This is a genomic window from Chitinophagaceae bacterium, from assembly GCA_016713085.1.
GTDB lineage: Bacteria > Bacteroidota > Bacteroidia > Chitinophagales > Chitinophagaceae > Lacibacter.
Genome location: JADJPV010000001.1, coordinates 1292084 through 1312998, shown reverse-complemented (window position 1 = coordinate 1312998; position 20915 = coordinate 1292084). Strand labels below are relative to the sequence as shown.

The 20915-nt window shown below is 39.3% G+C and carries 19 protein-coding genes and 3 pseudogenes; 14 read left to right on the top strand and 8 right to left on the bottom strand.

What is annotated here, in order from left to right:
• The first annotated feature begins 1 nt into the window (after position 1).
• From IPK31_06290 to IPK31_06280, 3 genes and pseudogenes are all read left to right on the top strand, one after another.
• A pseudogene (locus tag IPK31_06290) lies at positions 2-2624 on the top strand (DUF2309 domain-containing protein).
• A 33-nt stretch (positions 2625-2657) separates the two neighbouring features.
• The gene (locus tag IPK31_06285; protein MBK8087568.1) at positions 2658-4217 is read left to right on the top strand and encodes a hypothetical protein; all 1560 of its coding nucleotides are present in this window, start codon (positions 2658-2660) and stop codon (positions 4215-4217) included.
• The gene (locus IPK31_06280; protein MBK8087567.1) at positions 4198-4512 is read left to right on the top strand and encodes a hypothetical protein; all 315 of its coding nucleotides are present in this window, start codon (positions 4198-4200) and stop codon (positions 4510-4512) included. Before IPK31_06285 ends, IPK31_06280 begins: the two co-directional genes overlap by 20 nt.
• 67 nt (positions 4513-4579) lie before the next feature.
• Here the strand turns inward: IPK31_06280 and fabG are convergent, their stop codons facing one another.
• The 3 genes and pseudogenes from fabG to lptB form a co-directional block, all read right to left on the bottom strand.
• Positions 4580-5335, bottom strand: a complete 756-nt coding sequence (fabG, locus tag IPK31_06275; protein ID MBK8087566.1) for a 3-oxoacyl-[acyl-carrier-protein] reductase — start codon at positions 5333-5335, stop codon at positions 4580-4582.
• Positions 5336-5456: 121 nt separating this feature from the next.
• Positions 5457-6970, bottom strand: a pseudogene (locus IPK31_06270) (GH3 auxin-responsive promoter family protein).
• Between the two features lie 47 nt (positions 6971-7017).
• On the bottom strand, positions 7018-7908 hold the full coding sequence (gene lptB, locus IPK31_06265; GenBank protein MBK8087565.1) for an LPS export ABC transporter ATP-binding protein: 891 nt from the start codon (positions 7906-7908) through the stop codon (positions 7018-7020).
• 154 nt (positions 7909-8062) lie between these two features.
• Here lptB and IPK31_06260 point away from each other — a divergent pair, with 154 nt between their 5' ends.
• The 4 genes from IPK31_06260 (at position 8063) to IPK31_06245 (ending at position 10914) form a co-directional block, all read left to right on the top strand.
• Positions 8063-9016, top strand: a complete 954-nt coding sequence (locus tag IPK31_06260; protein MBK8087564.1) for a methylenetetrahydrofolate reductase — start codon at positions 8063-8065, stop codon at positions 9014-9016.
• A 298-nt stretch (positions 9017-9314) separates the two neighbouring features.
• Positions 9315-10265: a hypothetical protein gene (locus IPK31_06255; protein ID MBK8087563.1), complete on the top strand. Its 951-nt coding sequence runs from the start codon at positions 9315-9317 to the stop codon at positions 10263-10265.
• A 78-nt stretch (positions 10266-10343) separates the two neighbouring features.
• Complete coding sequence (locus IPK31_06250) at positions 10344-10532, top strand: hypothetical protein (protein ID MBK8087562.1); 189 nt, start codon at positions 10344-10346, stop codon at positions 10530-10532.
• A 1-nt stretch (position 10533) separates the two neighbouring features.
• A complete protein-coding gene (locus IPK31_06245; GenBank protein ID MBK8087561.1) occupies positions 10534-10914 on the top strand; it encodes a type II toxin-antitoxin system death-on-curing family toxin in 381 nt (126 codons plus the stop codon).
• Between the two features lie 104 nt (positions 10915-11018).
• Here IPK31_06245 and IPK31_06240 read toward each other — a convergent pair whose 3' ends face one another.
• The 5 genes from IPK31_06240 to IPK31_06220 are packed head-to-tail and all read right to left on the bottom strand — an operon-like array spanning position 11019 to position 15327.
• Positions 11019-11489 (bottom strand): hypothetical protein, encoded by a 471-nt coding sequence (locus tag IPK31_06240; GenBank protein MBK8087560.1) that lies wholly within the window; start codon positions 11487-11489, stop codon positions 11019-11021.
• A complete protein-coding gene (locus tag IPK31_06235) occupies positions 11486-11896 on the bottom strand; it encodes a hypothetical protein (GenBank protein ID MBK8087559.1) in 411 nt (136 codons plus the stop codon). The genes IPK31_06240 and IPK31_06235 overlap by 4 nt, the downstream gene beginning before the upstream one ends.
• Positions 11897-11936: 40 nt before the next feature.
• On the bottom strand, positions 11937-13853 hold the full coding sequence (locus tag IPK31_06230) for a peptidylprolyl isomerase (protein ID MBK8087558.1): 1917 nt from the start codon (positions 13851-13853) through the stop codon (positions 11937-11939).
• Between the two features lie 9 nt (positions 13854-13862).
• Positions 13863-14582 carry a TlpA family protein disulfide reductase gene (locus IPK31_06225; protein ID MBK8087557.1) on the bottom strand — a complete coding sequence of 240 codons (720 nt, stop codon included), beginning with the start codon at positions 14580-14582 and terminating at the stop codon, positions 13863-13865.
• Positions 14569-15327 carry a DUF4369 domain-containing protein gene (locus tag IPK31_06220; GenBank protein ID MBK8087556.1) on the bottom strand — a complete coding sequence of 253 codons (759 nt, stop codon included), beginning with the start codon at positions 15325-15327 and terminating at the stop codon, positions 14569-14571. The genes IPK31_06225 and IPK31_06220 overlap by 14 nt, the downstream gene beginning before the upstream one ends.
• 110 nt (positions 15328-15437) lie before the next feature.
• Here IPK31_06220 and rlmD point away from each other — a divergent pair.
• The 7 genes and pseudogenes from rlmD to IPK31_06185 all read left to right on the top strand — a co-directional run bounded on the left by rlmD (position 15438) and on the right by IPK31_06185 (position 20911).
• Positions 15438-16860 (top strand): annotated as a pseudogene (rlmD, locus tag IPK31_06215) (23S rRNA (uracil(1939)-C(5))-methyltransferase RlmD).
• Positions 16861-16929: 69 nt separating this feature from the next.
• Entirely contained in the window at positions 16930-17364 is a 435-nt protein-coding gene (locus tag IPK31_06210; protein MBK8087555.1) for a rhomboid family intramembrane serine protease, read from the top strand.
• Positions 17365-17563: 199 nt separating this feature from the next.
• Complete coding sequence (locus IPK31_06205; protein ID MBK8087554.1) at positions 17564-17662, top strand: rhomboid family intramembrane serine protease; 99 nt, start codon at positions 17564-17566, stop codon at positions 17660-17662.
• Positions 17663-17676: 14 nt separating this feature from the next.
• Complete coding sequence (locus IPK31_06200) at positions 17677-18606, top strand: rhomboid family intramembrane serine protease (GenBank protein MBK8087553.1); 930 nt, start codon at positions 17677-17679, stop codon at positions 18604-18606.
• Between the two features lie 5 nt (positions 18607-18611).
• Entirely contained in the window at positions 18612-19733 is a 1122-nt protein-coding gene (locus tag IPK31_06195) for an endonuclease/exonuclease/phosphatase family protein (protein ID MBK8087552.1), read from the top strand.
• Between the two features lie 41 nt (positions 19734-19774).
• Positions 19775-20080 carry a hypothetical protein gene (locus IPK31_06190; GenBank protein ID MBK8087551.1) on the top strand — a complete coding sequence of 102 codons (306 nt, stop codon included), beginning with the start codon at positions 19775-19777 and terminating at the stop codon, positions 20078-20080.
• Positions 20081-20203: 123 nt separating this feature from the next.
• Positions 20204-20911, top strand: coding sequence for an endonuclease/exonuclease/phosphatase family protein (locus IPK31_06185; GenBank protein MBK8087550.1), 708 nt, complete (start codon positions 20204-20206; stop codon positions 20909-20911).
• Positions 20912-20915: the final 4 nt, after the last annotated feature.

Genomic DNA, 20915 nt, shown 5'->3' with positions numbered 1-20915 from the left:
AATGGGCCAGGTAAAACCTGCGCCCATTTTTATTATTATGAATACAGCCACTTTCAGCGAAGCGAATGTTATACATGAGTTAAAACATTATCTGCCTGCACAGCAAGCATTAAAAGATTTTATACATCATAATTCTTTGCATGCTTTTCAGCATATCAAATTTTATGATGCTATTTTCAAGGCATCCGGAATTTTTGGTTTCCAGGTGCATTTGCAGTTGCCGGAGTACAGGGAGATGTATGCAACCGGAAGGATACGGAAAGATGTGCTGCAAATGGTGATTGTGCAAAAGAAGGGAAAAGAAGCTGTTGATCATTGGAAAGAAAAATTGATCAGCAAAGAGTATGATACGATTAATCATCCACGTATCGGGCAATTACGGAAGTATTGGAAAGATGTGTATCAGTTGGATCTGGATAATAAAGTTCATCCTTTGCTGTTTCGTATTCTCTGTGCATTTTTAGACCAGGGTATTGCAATCGAAAGTTTTCCGGTTGTAAGTAAACCTTTTACAGAGAGCATGAAAGAAATGGAGCAAAACAGTTTTGTGAGTTTCTTTAAAACAAAAGCTGTTAAACAGAAATTCTTATCGGGCAATTATTCTGTAACAGAGCTGTTAACAAAGATTGTAGGGAAAGAGGAATATTTTGAACAGTATTTATTTGATCAGCAGTTTGCACATCATGGCTGGAGTGGTTTTGTAACCGCAGTGGAAGATAATCCGCAAACATTACTGGACAAGAAACTGATTACACTGAAGGAATTGGTGGAGTTTGAATTATTGATGGAGCTGGATGCATTAAACGATTCATTCGGTAATAAATGGCAGCCTTTAGCCAATCATGTTACAGTTCCGCCGGTTGATTTATTTGAAGAGTTTCCGAAAACTGAATTTGCAGAAGTAATTGAATTATGGCAGGATGCTTTTGAATGGAGTTATTATGACTCGGTGTTAAAAGGAATATTATTGGCGGCCCCCCCACCCCCCAAAGGGGGGATTTTGGAACTCTCCGAAATGAATAAGCCTTTTACAATAGCAGACCCTAAAGCCCCTCCTTCTCTTCAGGCAATTTTTTGTATTGATGAAAGAGAGGATTCCATTCGCCGGCATATTGAAGCAGTAGATAAAAAATCTGAAACATTTGGAGCTCCGGGTTTTTTTGGAGTAGAGTTTTATTTTCAGCAGCAGGGCAGTAAATTTTATGATAAACTTTGCCCCGCACCTGTAACACCTAAGTATTTAATCAAAGAATCTAACGCCAGTTCTGTACGGAAAGATGAACTGATTTACACCAAACATACACACGGTATTTTTTCCGGATTTTTCTTAAGCATCGGTTTTGGTTTTTGGGCTTTTGTAAAAAAACTGGAAATGCTGTTTCGGCCAACAATGAGCCCGGCTATTTCAAATGCATACGGGCATATGGATAATAAATCAACTCTTACCATCGAAAATAAAAACCTGTCAGATACAGAAAATGGATTGCAGATTGGTTATACGCTCGATGAAATGGTTACAAGAGCTGAAGGCTTTTTACGTGGCATTGGATTGATTAAAAAATTTTGCACCAATTATTTATTTTGTTGCACATGGCAGCAGCAGTGCCAACAATCCGCATCATGGTGCACACGATTGCGGTGCCTGCAGCGGAAGGCCAGGTGCTACGAATGCAAGAGTGCAGTCTTATATTTTAAATCATAAAAAAGTAAGAGAACAGTTGGCAGCCAAAGGAATTGTTATTCCTGATACAACACAGTTTATAGGCAGCATGCATGATACAGCTGCTGATGTATGGGCTTATTATGATGAAGATGTTTTGAATGCAGACAATGCAAAAAGACATCTTGTTAATATCCAGAATTTTGAAACGGCTTTAAACCTGAATGCAAAAGAACGCAGCAGAAGATTTGCATCAATCAATACCAAACAGGGATTGGAGCAGGTACGCAAAGCGATTCACAGCCGTTCGGTTTCTTTGTTTGAACCAAGGCCGGAGTTGGGGCATGGTACAAATACATTAGCAATCATTGGCCGCAGGCAAACATCCAAAGGTTTGTTTCTCGACAGAAGAGCATTCTTAAACAGCTATGATTACACAACAGATCCTGAAGGAACAATTCTTTCGGCAGTTATGCGGCCGATTGGCCTGGTTTGCGGCGGCATCAACCTTGAATATTATTTTTCGAGAGTGGATAATATTAAAATGGGAGCCGGCACTAAACTTCCTCATAATGTAATGGGTTTGTTTGGAGTAGCCAACAGCAGCGATGGCGACCTGCGGCCCGGTTTGCCATGGCAAATGATTGAAGTGCATGACCCGGTTAGATTGCTGGTAATTGTTGAACATCAGCCTGACATCGTTTTAAAAGCGATTCAATCTACACCCGAAGTATTTGAATGGTATAAAAATGAGTGGGTGCATATTGTAGCATTGGATCCCGTTGAACAACAGTTTTATTATTTCAGGAATGGAAGTTTTGTAAAGTATGAACCCATTACAGATGCGGGTGAAATAAAAACGATTCACAACATGGAACAGTTTATTGAAGGAGCAAAGGAAATGGAAACGAATCATATTGTGCATGCTACTGAAGAAAACCTGCCGGTATATTTATTGGATTAATTTTCTAAAACAGTTTCGGCTGATTATTACAGAATGGATCAATTACTTGTTTTATTTATCGCCATCCCCATGCTGGGCTTTTTTGCCACACTCCTGTGGCAAAACAAAAGTGAAAAAGCCATTGGCAGGATTGTACGTTTTGCAAAAGTGTTCAACATAGCAATCTCTGTATCATTTGCTGCATGGTGGATGCTGAAAGGTTTTGAACCGGTCAGCTATCAACTGGCTACTCTTTACGAAACAGAACATTTTGTGTTTGCCATTCATTTGTTTTACGATGAGGTAACTGCCGTGTTCAGCATTGTTGGCTCACTGTTGTTTTTCCTGGTAGCAACTTTCAGTAAATATTATATGCACCGTGATCAGGGTTACAAACGCTTCTTCAACACCATCCTGTTATTTGCAACGGCTTATAATTTTATCATTCTCGCTGGAAATTTTGAAACACTGTTTATCGGCTGGGAAATAAAAGGCATCTGTTCTTTTATTCTGATAGCTTTTTACCGTAACCGTTATTTACCGGTGAAAAATGCATTTAAAGCAGTTTCAAATTACCGTATCAGTGATGTGGCACTCATGCTTGCCATGTGGATGATGCATCATCTTACACATCAGAATATCACCTTCTTTCAATTAGGCGAAGCAAAAGAAATGGCTGTAACATCGGGACAAACCGGTATGGCAATCTTTATTGTTTGTATGATTATTCTGCCGGCAGTTATTAAATCGGCACAGTTTCCATTTACCACCTGGCTGCCAAGAGCAATGGAAGGACCAACCGCTTCATCAGCAATATTTTACGGTTCGCTAAGTGTACATATCGGTGTTTTTTTACTGCTGCGTACACATCCTTTTTGGGAAGATATGTTTTGGGCGAAAATTGCAATCATTGTTTTTGGAGCATTAACAGCTATCGTTGCAACAATGATTGCAAGAGTGCAGCCAACCGTTAAAACACAGATCGCCTATTCATCAGCTGCACAAATTGGATTGATGTTTATTGAAGTGGCATTAGGTTTTCACTGGCTGGTACTGCTTCACTTTGCCGGCAATGCTTTTTTAAGAACCTATCAATTGCTGGTTTCACCTTCTGTATTAAACTACCTGGTACATCATCAGTATTTCCATTATGTACTTCCAAAGCAAAAAGCGGTATCTAAACTGAAAGCATCCTTCTATATGCTGAGTATAAAAGAATGGAACCTGGATACGATGATGTATAAGTATTTATGGAGTCCTTTTAAATGGATTGGAAAGCAATTACAGTTTTTACAATCAAATATCTTTATCAGCATTCTTGCCGTTTCAGGTGTTTCCCTTTTAGTTCTCGGATATATCAACCAGGATATCATTCCATCTTTAGGAGGAGCTTTGCCAATTATTTTAATGAGTGTTGCTTTGGCGGTTATTCTTTTTGCGTTTGCTTACCGGCAATCAGCATTAAAAGCATGGATTTACCTGTTTACTGCACATTTGTTTATTATAACAGCAGTATTAATTAATGCAACACATATCAGCCTGATCGAAATTGTTTTTTATGTAAGTGGAATATTCATTGCTTTTTTACTGGGCTATGATTGTTTACAAAAATAAAACAATTGATAATGATATTTCGCTCAACCAGTTTCATGGCTATGTATATGAACAGGAAACTACAGGGTTTTTGTTTTTACTGTCAGCTATGGGTATGCTTGGTTTTCCTTTAACAGCAGCTTTTATAGGGATAGATGTATTGTTTACCTATGTTCACAGCGATCAGATTATTTTGATTATTTTGATGGCACTCTGTTTTGTTTTTATTGAACTGTCGGCATTCCGAATTTTACTAAGAATCTTTTTGGGTCCGCATAAAAAATTAAACCACCCGGTGGCATTCAGAAGTTCATAAGTGGTATAAAAAGAAAAAGGGTTGTCTTAGTTTAAGACAACCCTTTTTCTTTATAATGTTTATTTAATTAAATATTCAATCCACCACAAACACTTAGGGTTTGGCCGGTTACATAGCTGCTGAGATCGCAGGCAAGGAACAGGGCTACATTGGCAATATCTTCCCCACTTGCAAATCTTGCCAGTGGAATACCGGCTTTGTATTTTTCTGCAGCTTCTCCCTCTTTTAAATAGGAAGTCATGTCTGTTTCTACAAAACCGGGAGCAATGGCATTGCAACGGATATTTCTGCTGCCCAGTTCTTTTGCAACAGACTTAGTGAAACCAATAACGCCTGCTTTGCTGGCTGCATAACTGCTTTGACCGGCATTGCCCATTTCACCAATAACAGAACTCATGTTAATGATAGAGCCGCTTCTTGCTTTCATCATAGGTTTAATGATCTGTTTGGTCATATAAAATACACTGTTGAGATTTACCTTGATCACTTCTTCAAACTGATCAGGCGTCATACGCAACAGTAAATTATCTTTTGAAATACCTGCATTATTTACACAGATATCAACAGTGCCAAATTCTTTCAGCACATCGGTTACAAAGGCTTCACAGGCAGCAAAATCACCTGCATTACTTTGATAAGCTTTTGCTTTTACACCCATGCCCTGAAGTTTAGTTTCTAATGTTTTTGCACGTTCAGCGCTGCTGTCGCTAACATAAGTAAAAGCAATATGAGCGCCATGTTCAGCAAATTTAATGGCAACGGCTTCGCCAATTCCACGGGCTGCACCGGTAACAATGGCAACTTTTCCTTCTAATAGTTTCATTGAAATATGATTTTGTAATGCTGCAAAGTAAAGGTTTTATTCCGCTACTGACAACGGCGGAGATTCAGTTATTTCCGGTTATGTAAATGGAATGACGAAGAATTGAAATCAGCAGGTTTGCTTACTGCATCTGTTTAAAGCGTAAAATTTCTTCTACATAATCTCTGTCATTACTCAGGCGGGGAACTTTATGCTGGCCGCCTAACTTACCTTTGCTCCGCATCCATTCGTGAAAAGTTCCTTTTGGAACGGGATGAACAAAGGGCAAACGCAGGGCAATATTTCTATGTCGCTTAGCTTCATAGTCGCTGTTGAAATTTTTTAACGCCGTATCAAGCTCATATACAAAGTCGTTTAAATTAGCAGGGTCTTTTTCAAATTCAATGAGCCATTCGTGTGCACCATTATCACTGTGACTGAAATAAATGGGAGCCGCAGTATATTCATTTACTACTGCACCGGTTTGCTCGCACGCCTGTGCAATTGCTTTATCTGTATTATCAACAATCAACTCTTCTCCAAATGCATTGATGAAATGTTTTAACCGTCCGCTTACTTTAACACGGTAAGGCTCAAGTGAAGTAAACTGAATGGTATCTCCAACAATATATCTCCACAACCCGCCATTGGTGCTGATGATGATTGCATAGTTTTTACCCGTCACCACTTTATTCAAACCAATTGTTACGGGAAATGGTTTCCCATATTCTTCTGTTGGCATGAATTCATAAAAATTCCATGATCAGCAAACAGCAGCATCCCATCTTCTCCGGGTTTATCCTGTGCAGCAAAGAAACCTTCACTTGCATTGTACATTTCCAGGTAGTTAATGGATTTACCAATGATCTGTTCAAACTGCTCACGGTATGGCACAAAGGAAACTCCGCCATGTAAGTACAACTCCATCTGCGGCCATACTTCACTCATAGTTTTCTTTCCTGTTAACTCAAGGATGCGGCGAAACAAAACCAAGCTCCATGTAGGAACTCCTGAGATAGAGGTCACATTTTCTTTAATGGTACTCTCTGCCAGTTTCTCAATTTTGTTTTCCCATTCATCGAGTAATGCAATACTGAGATCAGGTGTGCGGATCCAGTTACTCCAGAATGGTGCGTTCTGCATCAATACAGCACTTAAATCGCCAAACTGTATTTCATCATTCAGCTGATTCACTGTATGACTGCCGCCAATCACCAAACCTTTGCCTGTTAACAGATCGGATGCAGGAAAATTATTATAGTAAAGGGTTAATACATCTTTGCTTGCTTTGTAATGACCATCTTTTAAACTCTCTTCACTAACGGGAATAAATTTGCTTCTGTCGCTGGTGGTGCCACTGCTTTTAGCAAACCATTTTACCGGTGTTGGCCAGAGAATATTTTCTTCACCCAGCATCATTCGTTCGATATATGGTTTAAAGTCGTCGTACTCACGTACAGGCACTGTACTTTTAAAATCCCTGATGTTGAATAGTTTTTCAAAACTATACTGATGGCCGAATTGGGTGTATTGTGCAGTTGTAACCAGGTCCTGTAATACTTCACGCTGGGCTGCAACCGGATTATTCATCCAGCTTTCGATGCGCCACATGCGCAGTCGGGCAAGTCGTGATATGGCAGGGCTTAACAGTTTCATGCTGATAATGGCAAGATAAAAAACTTAAGGGAGATTTAGTGATCTAACTACTGGGTTGGTTGTTCAGGCATCGGCTTATTTGCTTCTTCATGCAGATAATCCTTACGTTTTAATTCAAAGTTGCGGCCAAGGTAAAGCCTGCGAACCTGGTCATCATCCGACAGTTCTTCGGCGGTGCCGTGCTTAAAGATCTTTCCTTCAATGAGCAGGTAAGCCCTGTCGCAGATAGAAAGCGTTTCTGTTACATTGTGATCAGTAATTAAAATGCCGATATTCCTGTATTTGAGTTTGGCAACAATTGCCTGGATATCTTCTACTGCAATCGGATCAACACCGGCAAAAGGTTCATCCAGCAAAATAAATTTAGGATCAACAGCCAATGCCCGGGCAATTTCTGTTCTTCTGCGTTCGCCTCCACTTAAGCTGTCGCCATTATTCTTACGAACATGGTGCAAACGGAATTCAGTGAGTAATTCTTCCAGCTTATCATGCTGTTCCTGTTTGCTGAGCTTGGTCATTTCAAGTACGGCAGCAATATTTTCTTCCACCGTTAATTTACGGAACACACTGGCTTCCTGCGGCAGGTAACCAATCCCCATCTGGGCCCGTTTGTACATGGGGTAACGGGTAATATTCAGATCATTGAGAAAAACCTCACCTTCATCGGGCTTAATAAATCCTACCACCATGTAAAAAGTTGTTGTTTTACCGGCACCATTTGGCCCGAGCAAGCCAACAATTTCACCCTGCTTTACTTCAATGCTTACTTTATTGGCAACGGTGCGGTTGCGGTAACGCTTTACGAGCTCGGAGGTATGAATGGTTAAACTCAAAACAAAAAAGTTATGATTGCGAAAATACCTGTTTTCAGCAGAACTGAGCGATAAGAATCCCTTTTGAAATGTGAAAACCCATCTCTGATAAGAACAGTCGTTCATAAACATTGTTTGATTAAAAGCAACTGCCGTTATACTGCGTACTGCGAAGCCGGGAATCAAAAGACTCATTACAGGTAAACAGAACACTATTTAAATGAACTGTAATTTATCTGAGTAAGGGCGAAGTAGTATGTTTGCAGGAATATAGCAATTCATGAAGGTTACTGAACTTATCGCACAGGCAAAAGATACCCTTGTATCATTCGAAATTCTTCCTCCCTTAAAAGGAAAGACAATTAATTCCATTTTTGATCATCTCGATCCTTTGATGGAATTCAAACCATCATTTATCAATGTTACCTATCACCGTGCCGAGCAGGTGTTTAAAAAGAAACTGGATGGTACGTTTGAAAAAGTGGAAATAAGAAAAAGACCAGGAACGGTTGGTATTTGTGCTGCATTACAGAATCATTATAATATCGATGCTGTACCACACCTCATTTGTGGTGGGTTTTCCAAAAGGGAAACGGAAGATGCATTGATTGATCTCAACTTCATCGGCGTACAGAATGTGCTGATCTTACGTGGCGACGCCCCCAAAAATGAAACTTCTTTTGAACCGCATAACGATGGCCATAAATATGCCATTGATCTGCTGAAGCAAACCATCAATCTCAATCATGGCATTTATCTTGAAGAAGATATCCGTGATGGTTTCCGTACTGATTTTTGTGCAGGTGTGGCTGGCTACCCCGAAAAGCATTTTGAAAGTCCGAATATGGAAATTGAAATGCAACGGTTGAAAGATAAAGTTGATGCAGGTGCAGAATATATTATGACACAGATGTTTTTCGACAACAGCAAGTTTTTTGCTTTTGTAAAAACCTGCCGTGAAATGGGCATTGAAGTTCCCATCATTCCGGGGTTGAAACCATTGACTACTAAAAAACAATTGACTGTTATTCCAAGAACCTTTCATGTGGATATTCCAACTGAACTGAGTAATGAAATAACGAAAGCCAAAACGGATGAAGATTGTAAAAAAATTGGAACCGACTGGTTGATTCAGCAATCTAAAGAACTGAAAGAGTTTGGCGTTCCCGTTCTGCATTATTATACACTCGGCAGCCCGAAAGTGATTTATAATGTGGTGAAGAATGTAATTTGATTACTTCGCAATAACTTTTATAAAGCTCCCGGCATTTCCCGGGAGTTTTTTTTTGATTTATCCTGATCTTGGTCATGTTTTTGTTCGCTTAGTAATAGAAATATTTGAGAAGCACATTTCAGGTTATAATAGTTGACTGTTATCTGTTACCTTTATATCCGGATAGTTTATGATACAATGATTATCCATTCTCCTATACCTGAAACCAGCATCTGCGTTCGTCAATCTCCAACCAATTCGGCAGCATACAATTGTATACTGGTACAATCTTTTAGTAAGTAAATGAACTGTTTCTATTATGTCCGTAGCCATTCATTCATTGGTCGAGGTCGGGTTTAAAGATTACGAACAGATTTTTCATGAACCCTACCATGCATTTAATTCTGCAGAATTTGCATCCATCAATCAGCATAAATGCGATGCTGTTTTTTCACTGCTTTACAAAGATTCGAAATACCGGCTTGGTATAATTGCCGGAGTAAGAAAGGGAATGCTCTTATCTCCTTTTTCTGCACCTTTTGGAGGACTTTCATTTTTGAAAGCAGATGTTCAGATCAGTGCTATTGAACAGGCACTTATTTTACTGGAACAGTTTGCCGCTGAAAAAGGATTGAAAGGAATCCGCATGGTACTGCCACCATTAATTTATAACCGTACACTTCTTACCAAACTCATTAATGTACTTTACCGCCGTTCTTACCGGGTGTTTAATCTTGATATTGATTTTTATATAGAACTGCAGGATGAGCAACCATATATTGACCGGATGTGGAAAACGGCAAGACAGAATTTGCGTGTCAGTCAGCAAAATGATTTTTCTGTATGCCTTTGCAATGATGATGAAGAAGGGAAGCAGCTGACGTATGAAATCATCAAAGAAAACCATTTGTTGAAAGACCGGCCGATGTATATGACGTTTGAAGATATTATTCAAACGAATAAAATTATACCCATGGATTTTTTCCTGTTAAAGCATCATCATGTGCCGGTGGCAGGAGCGATTGTATATGATGTAGCTGATGATATTCAGTATGTAGCTTTGTGGGGCGATCTGCCCGGTTTTTCTTCCATGCGGCCAATGAATTTCCTGTCGTACCATATTGAGGAATATTATCAGAAGATGGGCAAAAAGTACCTGCATTTCGGTATTGCTACAGAAGCAAGTATTCCCAACTACGGCTTGTGCCAGTTTAAAGAAAGTATTGGCTGCACCATTACTCCGAAGCTGAGTTTTGAAAAACTGTTCTGATAAACAAAAGTTGAATAGATTCCCCCTGTAAGCCTATCCATTTAAAAGTTGTAATTTTAAAGGACTAAATTAAAATGTATGAGTGCAGCTGAAATGAAAAAGAAAATTCACGAGCAGGTGGATTCTTTAGAAGAAAAAAAACTAAAGCTGGTAAATGATTTTATTGAGCAGATAAACAGTGATTCTGATGCAAAGATTTCTGTAATGGCGCATGCCATGGAAATTATAAAGGAGCGTGAAAAAGTGCTGGAAAAACTGGCTCAGTAATATGATTACAAAAGAAGAAGTTTTACTGATACATAACCAGGTGGTACTGCTTCATGGCGGAGCCAATGGAGTAAGGGATATGAATGGACTTGAATCTGCAATTGCCCGCCCTTACCAAAGCTTTGGCGGGGATGATTTATATCCTTCCTCTTTTGAAAAGGCGGCTGCTATCGGCGAAAGCATTATTATGAATCATCCTTTTGTTGATGGCAATAAAAGAACCGGGTATGTTTTAATGGAAACTGTTTTACGTTTGGAAGGGTTTAAAATCTCAGCTGCTGATGACGAGCTTTATCAGTTTGTAATAGGTATTTCTACCGGTGCAAAACGATATGAAGAGATTGTGGAATGGTTGAAGAAGAATACAAAAGCTGCGGGATAAATCAAATATCTTTTTACATCCTAAATACGCACAGTCCCTTTCAGGAGACTGTGCTGAGAAAAAAAGTAAAATAGCAGGGAAATTGAGATACGTTAAAGGTTTAGTTATTTATCGGCTGGAACTGACCAGGGCAGTTTTCCTGTATCTTTAAAATCATAGAACAAATCCCAAGTTGACATTACTGTACTTGTATCTATAGATATCTCTCTAAGAAAATACTCCCATTGTGTTGAATTCTCAAAAAAATGTTCTTTTTGATTTTTACTGTCAATTACAAAAAAATCATTATAAACTCCTTTTCCATATCCATAGATATAGCTGTTCTTAATATTGATACGATAAACTCGTATAAAATGATTCCCGCCGAATTCATTCTTTTTATTAAAATCTAACTCCCAACCATAAGCCATTTCTACTTTTGGATTTGCGCCCTTAAGATTAAGTAATTCATAGGGTTTAATTAATGGCACTCTCCATATATCCTCTCTTGCGTAAGAGGTATAAAAAGGGTCACCGGTATTACAACCAATTTGCAGAAGTATTAAAATCAGCAGTAAAAAAAGCTTTGTATTCATAAAATCTTTTGAAACAGCATAATGTTTAAAGTTGCAAGCAGAAAGTAACCAGCAAGCAGAAAAGAATAATATACAGGGTCATTTACTAAAATAATGTCTTCTGGTTTATCTGAATTGTAAATGATCTTTATTGTTTTGCCGGTTTTAGGCCTTATCCACAAAGCATCACGATCAAGCCTTAGTTTTTTATGTTCATTTTCAACGGTGGAATATTCGATGATCCGGTCATAACTCGTAAGCGTATCCTCTTCGTCATGCGGAATACTATCTACTACAGTTGCGGTGGATCTGATCCCTTTTTTGTACAGGAATAATATGTGAATTGTACGCTTAATTAGGTTGTAACTGAATACAAAATTCAGAACAACAAGTGCGGCAATGCTGAAAATTAAATTGCCAGGATTCATGATATGATTGTCTCTTTATTTGCAATAAAACTCCAACCTCCTACTTCACCATCCCCTTCACCACTGCTTCATTCACCTTCACCGGGTATTTCTTTTTCAGCTGATTGATCCACTGTTCTTCAAGTAATAACTGGTAATCATTAATTACTAAACCTTTGGCTTCATCAAAGCTGCGCTGATCTTCTGTATTATATACTTTAACGATATAGCAGAAAGAAGAAGACCCATCATTGGTATTGGTAATAACAGGAGTAAATGTTCCAGTTGTAAAACCACGCTGTTCTGTTACAGGTAATTGATTGAATTCAAAACGTCCGCTGTCAGCTAAGGCTGTTCCGTTAAAACCGTCCATATAATCTTTCCATTTCAACGGAGCTTTTTTCATCAGCAGCAAAGCCCTGTTGGCAACAGATGTATCCGAACAGTTAAACACAATTGCATTTACACTGGGCTGCCATTTGTATTTTGTTTTGTTTCCCGTATAAAACTTTACCAACGCAGCACTGTCAGTTGGAGCCACGCTCCATATTTTACGTTCCATTACCTCAAACAGTAAACTTCCTTCACTGAACTCTTTGATCTGGTAACGGAAGTCTTCGTTCATTGTTTCGAGCCTGTCTTTGTAATACTGTTCAGCGGTTGTTTCCACAAACTGCTTCATTACGTTTTTATAATTGAGCTGCAGTTTAGCATTGGGGTTTGTTTGCTGACTCTTTACAAACTTTAACCAATCTGATACGGTAACTGTTTTATCCTTTAATAAGAACAAAGGCTTTTGCTGATTGGCTTTAAAAAAGGAAGCATAGTTTTTTGCCTTCAGCATCGTGTCTGTTAATGTCCATAATTGCTGTTCATTATAAGGCAATGCTTTGTAACCGCTTGCTTTCAGCATCTGTTCTTTCATACGGGCATTGGCAATATTGATACGGGAATCGTTGCTTACTTTATCCGTATACTCCTGTAATAATAAAGGATCGGTGATATCTGTTTTAACAGGGTTTAATGAAATCCGTTTGATGATATGAAACCCCGCTGATGTTTGTACAGGTTCGCTGATGTCGCCATCTTTCTGCAAACCAAAAGCTGCTTTGCTGAAACCTGCATCAAATTTTGTAAAACCGAAATCGGGTAGTAAGCCCCCATTTTGGAAGGTCATTTTATCTTCACTGTACTGCAGAGCAAGGTCTTCAAACTTATCTCCTTTTTTTGCCAGCTGGTAAACAGTTTGTGCTTTTGTTTTTGCAGCCGCAATTTCCGCTGCTGTTGCATCGGCAGGAGTTGCAATCAGGATCTGTGCAGCTTTCAGTGTTCCTGCTGAATTTCGTTTGCTGATCACTTTCAGAATATGATAACCATTTTCACCAGCCACAGGTTTTGAATAAGAACCTGCCGGTAATGCATATAAAACATTTTCTAAATTATAGGGCAATGAAAACACAGATACATAACCGATATAACCATCGCTTGAAATTACATACGCATTGGTTGATACCTCTCTTGCTAATTTTTTAAAATCTGCTCCTGCCTGCAATTGCTGGTAAGCTTTATCAATTTGTGCTTTTGCTTTTGTGCTGTCTTTATCATACGCAACAAATATATGTGCCGCTTCAATTTCTGTTTTGCTGCGATCAACTGCTTCGGTAATAACATCCTTACCTGCACCCTGGTTACGCAGAAACTGTTCAAGGATCTGTGCACGGAAACCCGCAATATCATTTTTAATAGTTGGAAGGGTATCCAGCTTCGCATCTTTTGCAGCCTGTACCTTTAATTTAAACCGGATGAACAGATCAAGATATTCACGGATAGATTTTTCATCGGTTGCTCCGTTATTGTTTTTGCTGTAGGCACGCCAGAATTCTTTCTGATCAACTTTGGTTGTGCCGTAAGTAAATAGTGTTTGACTCTGACTGCTGAAAGAAGCAACCATGAAAACGATCAATAGAATGTTACGCATAAGTTCTGGTTAAGGATGCTGGTTTGTTTTATTATTGCGTTTGAATTCCAGAAACTCATCAACCTGTTCGGGGCTGATCTTTTTGGCTACGATCCGTTTCTGTTCATCAAGCAAATATATTGTAGGGGTTTGATATACATCATAGGTTTGCCTGAAACCGGGAAGATTGTTTTTTGCTTCAGCCTGTTTCATTTGCGGTGTTTGATACAAATGCACCCATCCTTCCAACTGGTGTTCACGGATGTATTTGGTCCAGGCGCTTTTTACCAATGAAAGTTTAGTGAGATCCGTTTTAACTGTATCGGTTAGTACTCCCACCATTTGTATTCCCTGTTTTTTCCAGGTGCTTCTGTACATACTGTCGAGCTTTGGTACCTGTTCCCTGCAATGACTGCAATCAGGATCCCAAAACACAATAATGGTGTAAGGCGATTTAATGGAATACAGGTTTACTTTTTTATCCAGCGTATCAAGCAAATTCAATTCAGCGGCAGGCTCACCAACAATATTGCCCATTAAACTGTAAGCACGGTTAAATACAAGGTCCTTGTCTTTTTTCTCCAGCCAGTCAACCTGGTTAGTGATATAATATTTTTCAAACAGATGCAGGAACACTACATCCAGCCCCATGTATTTGGGATTCATATAATCGTTGGTAAACTTATTAATGAAATACCGGAACATGGTTTTACTGCTGCGGCTGTACAGAATGAATTTATCCAGTTCCACCTTTAATACTGTCGGGGTGACGGAAAACAACGCTCTCCATATAACGGTTCAACCGTTGCTCAAACATGGGAGTACGCAATAAGCGGTCATCAGCAAATGAAATATCCTGCCAGTATTGTTTTTTATAATTGTAAAATGCATTGATGCTGTCCTGTTTTGATTTAGCACCTGTTATACTGTAAGCCGGTTCTTTCATTAATCGGAACAAAAGTGATAAATAACTTTCCGGATGTGTAACTGTAAAACTATCCCTCCATTGCTGGGATGCAATGGCAACTCCATTCATTTTTTGCTGAATGGCGATACTGTCTTTTTTTGTTTTAGCTGATACAAGTTCTGTTTGCCAGCCCTGGTAATTCCGATATAACTGATTCGTTGCGAACTTATAGTTTTCCAGGAAACTGTTTTCAGTGGAACCGGTGATGCTGGAAATAATAAAGCTGGCTGTATCAATCGTTAGCTGAAACTGCTGTTCCTTATCAATGAGGATGTCGAAGAATTTTTTCTTTTCCGGGTCAACAATGATATAAAGTCCGCCGGTAAGTTTCTCAGCTCCGCTGAAAACAGCCTGACCGTTTGGCTGGAGCAGGGCAGAATCCTGCACATATTTCTTTTCACCAAAATAATAGCCGAGGTATAAATAACCTTTCTCTACCGGTTTATAGTTAACGGTGAGTTGATAACCCTGCGCAAACGCACAAAAACTGCTGACCAGTAAAAGGAAGGAAAAGAGTACTGTTTTCATTCGCATAAGATGGGTAAAGTTATTCAAAAACCTTTCTCTACCTGTTAACGATTTGCAAACTGTCCTATTGTTACCTTTGCGCCGTGAGAAAGAAAAATAAAATCAGGATACTGGAACAGGTAACCGTTGAAGACTATGCAGCCGAAGGTAAATCGATAGCCCGTGTTGACGGGAAAGTGATCTTTATTGAAGGTGCTGTACCCGGCGATGTGGTGAATATTCAGCTTGGCAAAAGCAAAAAAGACTGGGCCGAGGGAAGGGCAGTTCATTTTCATTCGTATTCTGCTGACCGTACCACTCCTTTCTGTGATCATTTTGGATTATGCGGGGGCTGTAAATGGCAGATGCTGCCTTATGAAAAGCAGCTGGAGTATAAGCAACGGGAAGTGGAGCAAAACCTGAAACGTATCGGGAGTATTGAATTACCAGCCATGCTGCCGATTGTTGGAGCGAAACAAACCAAATACTACCGAAACAAACTAGAATATACATTCAGCAATAAGCGCTATCTCACAAGGGAAGAATTGTTGAAAAGAGATGAGGCAAGAGCAAAAGCTGCAACAGATCAATCGCAGGTTGAAGAACCTTTTTAACGGGGCTCTTGGCTTTCACGTTCCCCGTATTTTTGACAAGGTGATTGACATTGAAACCTGCTTTCTGCAGCAGGAACCGAATAATGCCATCCGCAATTTTGTAAGGGAGTTTGCTGTGCGTCACCAGTTTACGTTTTATGATATCCGTGAGCATAAAGGCTGGTTGCGTACAATGATCTTTCGAATGACAACAACAGGTGAAGTGATGGTAAACATTACGTTTGGTCATGATGATGAAGCTGACCGTAAACTTTTGTTTGATGCCCTGCTGAATGAGTTCCCTGAAATTACAACCCTGTTGTATACCATTAATCCAAAATGGAACGACAGTATTTACGACCTGCAGCCGCAAATCTATTTCGGCAAAGGTTATGTAACAGAGAAACTGGAAGAGTTTGTTTTCAAGATCGGGGCTAAATCTTTTTTTCAAACCAATACCAAACAGGGCGAAGAGTTATATAAAATAACAAGAGCGTTTGCACAGCTTACCGGCAATGAAATTCTGTATGATTTGTATTGCGGTACCGGCAGCATCGGCATTTTTTGCAGTAAAGGAGCTAAAAAAATTATTGGAGTGGAAGCAATAGCAGAAGCCATAGAAGATGCAAAAGAGAACGCATCAGTAAACGGGTTAACCAACACTTCCTTCTATGCAGGAGACGTAATTGATGTTTGTACTGATGATTTTTTTGCGGCTCATGGCCGCCCCGATGTGATCATTACCGATCCGCCCCGTGCAGGCATGCATGAAAAACTGGTGAAGAAACTGCTGGATATTGCTGCTCCACGAATTGTGTATGTAAGCTGTAATCCGGCCACACAGGCAAGGGATCTGCAACTGCTCAACGAAAAATATGTGGTGGAGCAATTGCAGCCGGTTGATATGTTTCCGCATACGCATCATATTGAAAATGTTGCTGCTTTGGTATTGAGGAATTAAAGCTTATATGTTTGTTCACTTAATGTAAAAGGATAATTTTCTACTTTCGAATAATAAACAAGGAAAAGAATGACTCAGTATAGGGGAATTAATGGTATACCGCCTGTTGTTAAAAACCTGCTTGCAATTAATATTGTAATATGGATTGCACAGATATATTTCAGGAAACAAGGAATTGCATTAGAAGTTTGGGGCGCATTGTGGGGTATTGATACAGGAAATTTTAAAGTGTGGCAATTAGTAACACATATGTTTATGCATGCATCAGTAGATGAATTTGGCAGAATTGAGTTCATGCATATCTTTTTCAACATGCTTACTCTTTGGATGTTTGGAAGAATACTTGAAAATTTCTGGGGCTCAAAAAACTTTCTTCAATTTTATATTATTTGTGGATTAGCAGCGCCAAAAAAACCCCTTTCAGGACCCAGAAGCAAAAAAAAACAAACCCCCCCCCCAAAATTTTTTTTTTTTTTTTTCCGGTTTTTTGTTGGAATAGCATAGTTGCTGGTTGACATTTTACAGTTGCTGGTGGTGCATCGGGTGCAATTATATTCAAGGGATTGATCTGGCAGGGTTTGCTTAACCTGTTTCCATAATACTGAACTGTTTGTGATGTTTATTCCCTTGCCAATTAAAGCCAAATATGCAATCCTTGCTTTTATAGGCAATTGATTTATTTGGAGGTATTGCAAAAATAGAGGTGGATAATATTGCACACTTTGCTCATCTTGGTGGAGCAGTTGTAGGCTTTTTACTGGTTCTCTTCTGGAACAAAAACAACCGCAAAACGTTTTACTGATAAATGATTGATCTATGAGCTACCTGCAGGCAGAACGAAAAAAGAGAATACGCTTTGGTGAGGATGGAGATTCACTCATGATGCTCATCTTTATTAATGTAATGGTGTTTGTGATACTGATGTTCATCAAAATCGTTTATCAACTCACACCTATTCCATTAGACTTATACAAAACACAGATACTTGATTGGGTGGCTCTGTCCCATGATCCGTACACATTGCTCACACGGCCATGGACAATCATTACACATATGATCAGTCATGCTGATTTGTGGAGCATGATTGGCAATATGATTTTTCTCTGGGCATTTGGATACCTGCTGCAGGATATGATGGGTAATCGTCATGTAATCCCTGTTTATTTTTATGGTTGCTTCGCAGGTGCGGTTTTATATATGCTGTCTGTAAATATTTTTCCGCAGTTCAGAGAAGCTGCCAATGCAGTTGGTTTTTTAGGTGGTGGCGCAGGTGTAATGGCCGTGGCTATTGCAGCAACCGTTACAGCACCTGATTACCGTGTGTTTCCCATGATCAATGGAGGAATACCCATCTGGATCATTACACTCATTTATGTGATTGTTGATTTTGCAGGTCTTGCAAGTTTTGCATTTCCTCATCACCTTGCACATTTAGGCGGAGCGTTTATGGGCTTTGTTTACATTAAACAGGTACAAAGCGGAAATGACTGGGGCAGCTGGATGCATCGATTCTACAGCTGGTTTATTCATTTATTCGATCCAAAAGAAAAGAAGCCGCCAAAGAAAACTGTAAAAAAAGAAGTGTTCTATAATACAAAAGGGAAGCAGCCGTTTACAAAGAAACCAAACATCACCCAACAAAGAGTGGATGAAATTCTGGATAAGATCAGTCAGAAAGGATTTGAAACGCTCAGTCAGGAAGAGAAAGATATTCTGAAGAAAGCTGCGGATGATGCAAGTGACTAAAGCAAATGACCGCTAAGACCCGTATCATATTAAAACGTTTTTTTATTATCAGTAATGTACTGCTCAGCTGTTGCCTGTTGCTGCTGTATGCCTTACCTTATGTGAACCAGAGCATCTTTTGGTTTATAAACCTGTTTGCCATTACACTTCCTTTTTTATTGCTGGCTCAGCTTTGTTTCCTGGTTCTATGGTTGTTTTTCAAAAGTAAATGGGGCTGGGCTCCTGTAATTACGCTGCTGTTATCGTGGAATTTTATTACGGCTTTATATGCTTTTAAGATGAAAGAGCCTGTAAAAACCGGGATTGTTTCTGATCATTCACTCCGCATCACTACCTGGAATGTTCATCTGTTTAATATTCCTTTTTATAAAACTTCGCTGGATTCATCGATGCTGAAAAAAATAAAAGAACTGAATCCTGATATTCTTACACTGCAGGAAATAATGTATGCAAAAGATATAAGACATCCGTTCAGTCTTGACAGCATCATGCAGGCACTCGGATTTAAATACCATGCAGCAGGGTTTGAAGAGGAACAGTATAGGCCTGAGAAGAGCGATCGTACACACTGCGGAGTGATCTTTTCAAAACACCCAATCATTGCTGTTAAAACAGTAAACGCAACTGATGCTAATAACAGTGATTTTCTGTATGCTGATATTAAAGTGAAAAACGATACCATAAGGGTATTTAATTTTCATCTGCAATCACTTCTTTTTACCCGACAGGATTACAACGCTCTTTCAGAAGTAAGAAAAGGGAAAGTTGAAAATGCATTGCCCGGTGGGAAAGCAATTTTGAAAAAAATGAAAATTGCTTACGCTATGCGGGCACAACAGGTAAATAACATTCTGCCCGAGATTGAGAACAGCCCTTACCCGGTAGTTGTTTGTGGTGATTTTAATGATGTACCTGCGTCTTACACTTATCAGAAATTATCACATAATTTACTGGATGCACAACGTGAAGCCGGAAAAGGAATCGGACGATCATTTAAATTCATTTCTCCTACACTGCGAATAGATTATATACTTAGTGATAAGCGAATGAAACCCGTAAATGCGTTTATTGATCGTATCCATGCTTCTGATCACTTCCCGTTTACTGCCGATTTTCAACTGAAATGAGATTTTATTTTTTTCGCTTAAAATGATACTTTGTAAGCTGAATGTTAAAGATACTCCGATACATTACCAAGCGTTTCCTCATTATCTGTAATGTTGGTTTAAGTGTGAGTATGCTGTTGCTGTACATTTTGCCCATTACCAATCAGCGGGTATCCTGGTTTATTAATCTTGTTGCGCTGCTGTTTCCTTTCTTTCTTTTTCTGCAGATCTGCTTCCTGGTTTTCTGGCTATTTGCAAAACGCAAACTGGTATGGATTCCGGTTATTACTTTATTATTATGCTGGGGTCTGATTGGATCATTAATTGGATTTCATCCTTCAGAAAAAGAAAGTAAAAGACGATGCTGATTTGAGGGTGGCAACATGGAACACACACCTGTTTAATTTTTTTGAAAACAACGGAAAGCTTGATGCAGGCATGATCAGGAAGCAAAGAATTTTCATGCAGATGTTTTTGCAGCACAGGAATTTGTGTTTTCGTTAGACAGTTCATCGCCCATTACACTTGACAAAGTAAAACAGCGATTAGGATTTAAATATGTTGTTGCTGCTAACGACAGGGCTTTCGGCGTGCATACAAACCTCAAACAAAAAAATGAACGCTATCATCCTTTTTGTGTGGCCATTTTTTCAAACCACCCCATTCTGCAATGGAAAAAAGTGCAGAGCCTGAAAGAATACAATCATACATTTCTATGGGCCGATATTTTAGTGAATACAGATACCTTCCGCATCTTCAATATTCACCTGCAAAGCATGCATTTTGGAAGAAATGAATATGCATTTATTGAAAATATTGATCAGCAGGATATGGATAATGTACAAAGCAGCGGTAAAAATATTATCCGAAAAATGCGCAGCGCTTACTTGTTACGTGCCAGCCAGGCACTGGATGTAAAAGCCGAGATTAATCAAAGCCCTTACCCGGTAATTATTTGCGGTGATATGAACGATGTGCCTAATTCGTATGCGTACCAAACGATCAGCAAAAATTTATACGATTCTTATACTGAAAAGGGTTGGGGCATTGGCCGCACCTTCCAGTTTCTTTCGCCCACGCTGCGTATTGATTATGTGCTGCACAGTAAACAGCTTGAACTGAAGCAGGTGCAGATCATTCGCCCTTCGCCCGGCGATCATAACCCGGTGATTTCGGATTTCAAAATCCCCGGTAATTAAACAG